At 69.9% G+C, this 7,679-nt stretch carries 7 protein-coding genes; 1 reads left to right on the forward strand and 6 read right to left on the reverse strand.

The annotated features are described in order from the left end of the window. From G6024_RS09575 to G6024_RS09590, 4 genes are all read right to left on the reverse strand, one after another. A partial coding sequence (locus G6024_RS09575; protein WP_159148580.1) for a WS/DGAT/MGAT family O-acyltransferase occupies positions 1-1,314 on the reverse strand: 1,314 nt, incomplete at its 3' end. A 168-nt stretch (positions 1,315-1,482) separates the two neighbouring features. Further along, entirely contained in the window at positions 1,483-1,692 is a 210-nt protein-coding gene (locus G6024_RS09580; protein WP_067719646.1) for a hypothetical protein, read from the reverse strand. 9 nt (positions 1,693-1,701) lie between these two features. Beyond that, positions 1,702-3,810 carry a M3 family metallopeptidase gene (locus G6024_RS09585; protein ID WP_159148581.1) on the reverse strand — a complete coding sequence of 703 codons (2,109 nt, stop codon included), beginning with the start codon at positions 3,808-3,810 and terminating at the stop codon, positions 1,702-1,704. A 59-nt stretch (positions 3,811-3,869) separates the two neighbouring features. Next, the gene (locus tag G6024_RS09590; protein ID WP_159148582.1) at positions 3,870-4,691 is read right to left on the reverse strand and encodes a TSUP family transporter; all 822 of its coding nucleotides are present in this window, start codon (positions 4,689-4,691) and stop codon (positions 3,870-3,872) included. 26 nt (positions 4,692-4,717) lie between these two features. Between G6024_RS09590 and G6024_RS09595 the strand changes: the two genes are divergently transcribed. Beyond that, complete coding sequence (locus tag G6024_RS09595; RefSeq protein ID WP_159148583.1) at positions 4,718-5,230, forward strand: CGNR zinc finger domain-containing protein; 513 nt, start codon at positions 4,718-4,720, stop codon at positions 5,228-5,230. A 43-nt stretch (positions 5,231-5,273) separates the two neighbouring features. On the opposite strand, the gene lepA is transcribed toward G6024_RS09595, so the two are convergent. Both lepA and G6024_RS09605 read right to left on the reverse strand, forming a co-directional pair. Beyond that, positions 5,274-7,133 (reverse strand): translation elongation factor 4, encoded by a 1,860-nt coding sequence (lepA, locus tag G6024_RS09600; RefSeq protein ID WP_069389693.1) that lies wholly within the window; start codon positions 7,131-7,133, stop codon positions 5,274-5,276. A gap of 57 nt (positions 7,134-7,190) precedes the next feature. Continuing rightward, on the reverse strand, positions 7,191-7,679 hold a 489-nt coding region (locus G6024_RS09605; RefSeq protein ID WP_159148584.1), incomplete at its 5' end, for an EthD domain-containing protein.

The raw sequence follows: 7,679 nt of genomic DNA on the forward strand, positions 1-7,679 counted from the left end.
GAGGTCACGACACCCGATGAACCCGAAGTGCAGACTGCCGTCCAGCGACATCACGGTGCAGTTGAGGCCCGCGCCGTGGAAGACCGGGCCCAGGGGCAGCATCTTCTCGATCTTCGCGCCGAGGAAATACAGCGGGAAGTTGGGGCCGGGCACGTTCGAGATGACGAGGTTGTGCACCACGGGGTGACGCTCGGACAGCCGGAGTCGCGAATACATGCGGACCGCGGAACCGAACACCGAGGGCGCCGCGAACTGCGCCCAGTCGGTGAGCAGGTTGGCGTCCAGTGCGTCGGTGTGGTCCTTGGCGACGGTGTTGGCGTCGCGGATCGCCTCCAGCCGACCGACCGGGTCGTCGATGTCGGTGGCCAGGGACATGAACATGCCCGAGACACGATTGGTGCCGGGGCGCGACTCCGCGGCGTGCACCGACATGGGGACCATGGCGATGAGCGGCTTGCGCGGCAGTGCGTCCCGGTCGTCGAGGTACTTGCGCAGGGCGGTCGAACAGACGGCGAGCACCACGTCGTTGACCGTGGTGCCGAACGCGTTCTTGACCCGCTTGATGTCCGCCAGGTCCACGCTCGCGTAGGAGATCGACCGGTGTCCGGTGATCGTGCGGTTGAACGGGGTGCGCGGGGCGGTGAACGGCGCGGGCATCGCCAGTCCCTTGCGGGCGCGGTTGATCCACGAGGGGAGCACCCCGACCGTCCCCGGCAACAGGGAGGCGAGTCGCCACGGCGTGGCCAGGCGCGACAGAGCGCCCCCGACGGCGAGTTCCAGGGCGCCGGATCCACCGGCGGTCTCCTCGACCAGCTCCTCGTCGAGCTCCGGCTCGTCCGGGGAGAGGGTGCACAGCTGCGAGAGCATGTTGGCGCCGGTGACGCCGTCGACGGTCGAGTGGTGCATCTTGGCGAAGACCGCCACCCGGCCGTCCGGCAGTCCCTCGATGACGTACATCTGCCACAGCGGCATCGACCGGTCGATCGGCTGACTGCCCAGGTGGGCGCACAGTTCGGCGAGCTCGTGGTCCCCGCCGGGCTCCGGTATACCGACGCGGTGGAGGTGGTGGTCGATGTCGAAGTCTTCGGCCTCGACCCACACCGGATGGTCCACGTTGAGCAGCGAGTCGTGCAGCTTGCGCCGGAACGGCGGCATCGCGGTGATCCGACGTCGGAGCTCGGTTCGCAGGGCCTCGAAGGAGTACCCGTCCTCCATCCCGGAGACGTCCAGGACGATCAGCCCGCACACGTGCAGGAGCTGGGACCTGGTCTCGAAGTAGAGGAAGCTGGCATCGAGCCCACTCAAGCGCTGCATGTCGAGGAGTGTACGGCCGGACGGCGCCGCGTGGCGGTGGTTGGAATTCCGCGGCGATCGCGGGAATCCTGCCGTGGAACGGGGGTCAGAGCACCTCTACGAGGACCCATGCGATCACGACGAGCGCGATCAGCAGGACCAGGGCGAGTGTCACACGCGACCGGGGCATCAACGGACCTCCTTCCGGGTCTCGACGGTCCTCGGGGCGACGAGCGCCCGGAACCGGTGGACGAGGACATCCGCGGCCTTCTCGACCGCCACCGCGACGAGGAAGAACAGCGGGAGCCCCATCACGAGCAGGATCATCACCTGCAACGGGAACGGCAGGGTGGCGAGCCAGAGCTCGACTCTGTCCCAGAACTGCAGGAACGCCGTCACGTCCCGATCCTACGACCGCCCGGCGGTGGCGACCGCGTGGCCTCCCACCACCGAGGAGTCGAGCCCACGCCGACGCAGCAGCGCGGCGGTGCTCGGCTCCGACCCCCGCATGCGGCGGTAGGCGTCGAGGAAGTCGATGGCCCCGCCCCGGGACAGCACCTCGCGCCGCATCCGCTCGCCCGAGGACCGCGTCAGGCCCCCGCTCTCGACGAACCACTCGGTGGCGTCGGCGTCGAGCACCTCGGCCCAGAAGTAGGAGTAGTACGCGGCGGAGTACCCGCCCGCGAAGATGTGCTGGAAGTACCGGGACCGGTAACGCGGCTCGATGCCGGGGACGCCGAGACCTGCCTCGGCGAGGACGCGGGCCTCGAACTCGTCGACGTCGGTGACGGCGTCGGCCTCCTCCGGCGACAGGGAGTGCCAGGCCAGGTCGAGCAGTGCCGCCCCGAGGTACTCCACGGTCGCCTGCCCCTCACCGAAGCGCTCGGCCTCCCGCATCCGCTCGACGAGGTCCTCGGCGATCGGTGCCCCCGTCTCCACGTGCCGGGCGTAGTGCGCGAGCATCTCCGGTCGACGCGCCCACATCTCGTTGACCTGGGAGGGGAACTCGACGAAGTCCCGGGGCACGGAGGTGCCGGAGAACACCGGGTACTCCACGTCCGACAGCAGCCCGTGCAGGGCGTGCCCGAACTCGTGGAACATCGTGGTGACCTCGTCCATCGTGAGCAGCGTGGGCTGCCCCGCCGCGGGACGGGCCAGGTTCATGACGTTGACGACGACGGGCCGCGAGTCCAGGAGCCGGGACTGGTCGCGGAACGAGCTCATCCACGCCCCGCCGCGCTTGGTCGGGCGGGCGTAGTAGTCCAACAGCAGGAGACCCACGCCGGCGTCGGGCTCGGCCCGCTCGTCGTCGAACACCTCGATGACCCGGACGTCGGGGAGAAACCCGCGCAGGTCGTTCCGCTCGGAAAAGCGCAGCCCGTACAGCTCGGAGGCCGCGTGCATCACCCCGTCACGCAGCACCCGCTCGAGCTCGAAGTAGGGACGGACGGTCGCGTCGTCGACCCGGAACCGCTCGGCCCGCAGCCGCTCGGACGCCCAGGCCCAGTCGGCCGGGTTCAGTTCACGGTCGTCGCCGCCGAGGAGGTCCTTGGCCTCGTTGCGGGCGTTGGTCACGGCCGCGTCGACCACGTCGAGCAGCAGCCCGCGAGCCGCCTCGGGCGATCCGGCGGTCTCCACCGCGAGGACATGCTCCGCGTGGCATCCCAGCCCGAGCAGCCGCGCCCTCTCGGCGCGTAGGCGGACGATCTCCAGCACGACCGGGGTGTTGTCGTGGCCCGGCGTCGCGCCCCGACCGAGTGAGGCCTCCATGACGCGGTGGCGCAGACCGGCGTCGTCCAGCAGGGCGCTGATCGGCTGCACGGTGGGAAGCCCCAGTGGGATCAGCCACCCCTCTCGCCCCGACTCGGCGGCGACCGCGGCGAGCGTGGACCGCATCGACTCCGACAGGCCCGCGAGTTCGGCCTCGTCGGAGACCGGGACGGCCAGTTCCGTGGTCGAGGCCAGCAGGTTCTCGCCGAACTCGGTGGTCAACTCGGCGAGCCTGGTGTCGATGGCGGTGAGTCGGGCGCGGCCGGCGTCGTCGAGGGCGGCGCCCGCGCGCAGCAGGTCGCGGTGGTGGCGACGCACGAGCCGCTCCGTCTCGTCGTCGGCCTCCAACTCCCCCGCCTCCAGCGCGGAGAGCACCGCGTCCACCCGGCCGAACAGAACCGGGTTGGTCATCACCGCGGAATGGTGCGCGGCCAGCAGCGGCGAGACGACCCGGTCCACGTCGAGGCGGGCCTTGGTGGCGTCCGGACCGAGCAGGCCGTAGAACACCGACAGCACCCGGTCCAGGGCCAGGCCCGAGCGCTCAAGGGCGACCACGGTGTTGTCCACGGTCGCCGACTCCGGGTTGGCGACGATCGCGGCGACCTCGGCCGCGTGGTCGTCGATCGCGGTCCGGATGGCCGGCTCCAGATCCTCCTCCCGGATGGCGGCGAAGTCCGGCAGGCCGTACGGCAACGGCGACTCGTCGAGCAGCGGATGACGGGAGGCCTCGGGGGTCGGAAGGGTCATGTGCGGGAGTCTACGTCCGCCGGCGGTCGCGTCGGCGCCCGCCGCGGCGGGCCCCGGGGTCACAGCCACTGCGTGGCGGTTTCCCAGGCCAGTCTCACCGCCAGGATGCTGATGACCACGAGGAACACGGTGCGGATGAACTCGTTGCCGTGCCGCATCGCCATCCGCGCCCCGAGGAACCCGCCGGCCAGGTTGGCCAGCGCCATGCACCCGCCGATGATCCACAGCAGTTCACCGTGGAGGCCGAACACCAGGATCGAGGCGATGTTCGTGGTGAGATTGGCGAGCTTGGCCGCCACGGTGCCCTGGAGGAACCCGAACCCCAGGAACGCGACGATCGCGATGACGAAGAACGACCCCGTCCCCGGGCCGAGCACCCCGTCGTAGAACCCGATCACCCCACCGATGAGCGCCGAGCGCCACGTCCGCGACCAGCCGGTGTGCCGTTCCTCGTGGACCCGCCCCATGGTCGGCGTGAAGTAGGTGTAGGCGCCCACCGCCACGACGGCCACCAGGACGATCGGCGTGAGGAGCTCCTTGGGGATGAACCGGGCCACCGAGGACCCGGCCGCGGATCCCGCGAAAGCCGCCACCACCAGTGGGAGCACCATCGCCGCCGGCACACGGATCTTCCGGAGATAGGTCAGGGTCGCGACCAGGGTGCCGGCGACCGAAGACAATTTGTTGGTGCCGAGGATCTCCGGCGTCGAGGCCTCCGCCGGCAGTGCGATCACCAGCGCCGGCAGCTGGATGAGCCCTCCCCCGCCGACCACCGAGTCCACCCACCCGGCGACGAACGCCGCCAGGACGAGCGCGGCGAGCACCCAGACGGACACACCGACTGCGGGGGACGCGGCGACGGCCGCGAACGATGAGGGCATGCCGATCACTGTGCTGTAATCGGTTTGTGTATATCAACCCTTACGGGGCCGATCCGGTCACCCTGGCCGCCGACCTGGCCAATCGCCGCCCCCGCACCACCCGCGAACTGGTGGACCGCTGTCGCGAGGCGGGGGTGACCATCGATCGGAGCGCCTCGGACGCGGACCTGGACGAGGTCGACACCTTCCTGGACGCGTGGCTCGTGGTCGTCGACACCACTGCGCCGCACGGGCGCGCCGACGCCCTCAACGCCCTCCTGGCCGAGCACTCGGCACCGCCGCGCCTGACCGACCACGACGGCCGCTGGCACGTGCACTACCGCGCCGACGACGTCTCCTTCGCGCGCCTGCTCACCGCCATGTTCGCAGTGGGCACCGCACTGCACCTGACCTCGCGGGGCATCGACCGGCTCGCGCGGTGCGCCGCCGACGACTGCGACGCCGTCTTCGCCGACACCACCCGCAACGGACGCAAGACCTACTGCTCGACGCGGTGCACCAACCGGTGCGCCGTCCGCCGACACCGCGCGCGGGCGTGAGGCCCCGCCGTCCGGGCGGATCGCACCCGCGTTGCGGCCGGGCCTACTTCTTGTCCGCGCTCGAATCCGCCGACAGCGCCGCGACGAAGGCCTCCTGCGGCACGTCCACCCGCCCGATGGACTTCATCCGCTTCTTGCCCTCCTTCTGCTTCTCCAGCAGCTTGCGCTTACGGCTGATATCGCCGCCGTAGCACTTGGAGAGCACGTCCTTGCGGATCGCGCGGATGTTCTCGCGGGAGATGATCTTCGCGCCGATCGCCGCCTGGATCGGCACCTCGTACTGCTGACGCGGGATGAGCTCCTTGAGCTTGCCCGTCATCTTGTTGCCGTAGGCCTGGGCGTAGTCGCGGTGCACGATCGCGCTGAACGCGTCCACGGCCTCGCCCTGCAGCAGGATGTCGACCTTGACCAGATCGGAGACCTGCTCGCCGGCCTCCTCGTAGTCCATCGACGCGTAACCCTTGGTGCGGGACTTGAGCGAGTCGAAGAAGTCGAAGATGATCTCGCCCATCGGCATGACGTACCGGAGCTCGACGCGGGTCTCGGACAGGTAGTCCATGCCCTTCATCTCGCCGCGCTTGGACTGGCACAGCTCCATGACCGTGCCCACGTACTCGCTGGGCACGATGATCGTGCACTTGACGATCGGCTCGAAGATCTCGCGATGCTTGCCCTCGGGCCAGTACGACGGGTTGGTGACCTGGTGCTCGCTGCCGTCCTCCGCGACCACGCGGTACACCACGTTCGGGGCGGTGGAGATGAGGTCGAGGTTGAACTCGCGCTCCAGCCGGTCCCGGGTGATCTCCATGTGCAACAGTCCGAGGAAGCCGCAGCGGAAGCCGAAGCCCAGCGCGACCGACGTCTCGGGCTCGTAGTCCAGCGAGGCGTCGTTGAGCTGGAGCTTGTCCAGGGCGTCGCGCAGGACCGGGTAGTCCGACCCGTCGATCGGGTACAGCCCGGAGAAGACCATCGGGTTGGGCTCGGCGTACCCCGCGAGCGGCTCCTCCGCCCCGCCGCGGGCGGTGGTGATGGTGTCGCCGACCTTGGACTGGCGGACGTCCTTGACGCCGGTGATGAGATAACCGACCTCGCCGGGCCCGAGCCCCTTCGTGGCTTTGGGCTCCGGCGAGATGATGCCGACCTCGAGCGCCTCGTGGGTGCTGCCCGTGGACATCATCCTGACCTTCTCGCGCGGGTTGAGCGAGCCGTCGAACACCCGGACGTAGGTGACGACACCGCGGTAGGTGTCGTACACCGAGTCGAAGATCATCGCGCGGGCCGGGGCGTCCGGATCGCCCACGGGCGCGGGGACCTTTTCGCACACCTTGTCCAGCAGCGCCTCGACGCCCATGCCCGTCTTGCCGGAGACCCGCAGCACGTCGTCCGGCTCGCACCCGACGATGTGGGAGATCTCCTCCGCGAACCGGTCCGGATCCGCGGCCGGCAGGTCGATCTTGTTGAGCACCGGGATGATCTCGAGGTCGTTCTCCATGGCCAGGTAGAGGTTGGCCAGCGTCTGGGCCTCGATGCCCTGCGCGGCGTCGACCAGCAGGATCGCACCCTCGCACGCCTCGAGCGCGCGGGAGACCTCGTAGGTGAAGTCCACGTGGCCCGGGGTGTCGATCATGTGCAGGACGATCTCCTCGCCCTGGTGGGGGCCGGACCGCGGCACCCACGGCAGGCGGACGTTCTGCGCCTTGATGGTGATGCCGCGCTCGCGCTCGATGTCCATCCGGTCGAGGTACTGGGCGCGCATGAGCCGCTCCTCGACCACGCCGGTGAGTTGCAGCATGCGGTCGGCGAGCGTCGACTTGCCGTGGTCGATGTGGGCGATGATGCAGAAGTTCCTGATCCTGGCGGGATCGGTGAACGTCGTCTCTGCGAAGTTGGGAATCTCGATCACTCCTCGGGCGGGCCCGGGCGTGGCTGGGTGCGGTCCGACCGGGCGATCACCCCATTGTCACACGCCCGCGCCGGGAACTCCCATCACGTACCGCCCCGTAGGGACGGCGTCCACCGTGCCGTCGTCGAGGAACCGTCCGGTCGAGGCGGTCATGGCCTCGATGTTGGCCGCCATGCGCGCGTCGTCGCCGCGGGCGTCGAAGAACACCCCCAGGTCCGTCGCGGCCTCGACGGGGAAGACCTCCTCCACGATCCCGTCGATCACCGGAGCGTCGGCGGTCAGCGCACGGACCACCACGTGCTGGGTGTAGGCGGTGGTGGACTGGGTGTCGATGGCGACCTGCGTGTGCTCCTCGAGCCACGTGCGCAGCCACTCCTCCCGGCCGATGCGCTCGGGCCGCCGCAGGAACGCCAGGTTGGCCATCCCCTCGCACCGGCCGTCCGGCCCCGGTCCGGGCGCGGGCAGCGGCTCGGAGGCGGTGACCGACCAGGCCGACACCGGCCCCAGGTCACGCAGTGCCTCCAGCAGGTCGGCGCACGCGGAAGC

The sequence above is a fragment of the Dietzia maris genome, from assembly GCF_014144855.1.
Lineage (GTDB): Bacteria > Actinomycetota > Actinomycetes > Mycobacteriales > Mycobacteriaceae > Dietzia > Dietzia kunjamensis.